The 873-nt window shown below is 76.4% G+C and carries 1 protein-coding gene and 1 pseudogene; both read right to left on the bottom strand.

Annotated features, from left to right (window positions below; all coding sequences use genetic code 11):
• Positions 1–508 (bottom strand): annotated as a pseudogene (locus AC2W7G_RS17395) (FAD-linked oxidase); the annotation flags it as partial.
• The coding region (locus tag AC2W7G_RS17390; RefSeq protein WP_485869541.1) for an FAD-binding protein at positions 505–873 on the bottom strand (369 nt) is incomplete at its 5' end. The gene AC2W7G_RS17390 and the pseudogene AC2W7G_RS17395, both read right to left, overlap by 4 nt.

The following is an 873-nucleotide window of genomic DNA, read 5'->3' as shown; positions in this document are numbered from 1 at the left end:
AGGAACGCGTCGACCGCCGCGGGCGGCAGCGCGTCGACCAGCACGTGGTCGCCGGTGCTCGGCGTGGGCCCTCGGGGTCCATGTGCAGCCGAGTCAGGCCCGCGGACGGCGCCCGGCCGAACGTGTCCATCTCCGGGGCGAGGTCGCGCAGCGGCTGCAGCAGCAGGCCCGCGCTGTGGTCGTCCTCCTGCAGCACCGCGTCCATGACGACGACCTGGCGTCCGGACAGGAACGGCGGCAGCTCGGGCATCGCCGGGAAGCTCATGAGCCGCAGCGAGCTCGTGACCGTCGTGGGCAGGCGGCGGGTCCACCGGGCCCAGGCGTGTGCGACCTCCGCGGCCATCTGCCCGGGCCACAGCATGACGCCGGCGTGGACGTCGGGAACGGCGAGCAGCTCGATCTCGACCGCGGTGACGACGCCGAAGCCGCCGCCCCCGCCGCGCAGCGCCCAGAACAGGTCCTTCTCGTGGGCGTGGTCGGCACGGCGCAGGACGCCGTCGGACGTCACGACCTCGACCGCGACCAGTGGTGGCAGGCCAGGCCGTGCGAGCGGCCGAACCACGACAGCCCGCCGCCGAGCGTGTAGCCGGTGACGGCGACGTCCGGCGCGCTGCCGTGCATCGCGGCCAGCCCGTGCGGGGCGGCCGCCTCGACGACGTCCTGCCAGATCGTGCCGCCGAGCACCCGGGCGACGCGTCGCTCGGGGTCGACGGTGACGCCGGTGAGGCCGTGCAGCCGCAGCAGGACGGCGTCGTCGACCCGTCCGACGAGTGGCGCGGCGGCGTGCCCGGTGCTCATCGGGGCGACGCGCAGGCCGGCGGCGCGGGGCGGCGCGGACCACGTCGACGACGTCCTGGGGCGAGCGCGGGACGG

The organism is Aeromicrobium sp. PFPM2_SD2 (assembly GCF_057364525.1).
Note: the sequence above shows the minus strand (reverse complement) of the source record. Positions and strands in the feature narration are given on the sequence as shown.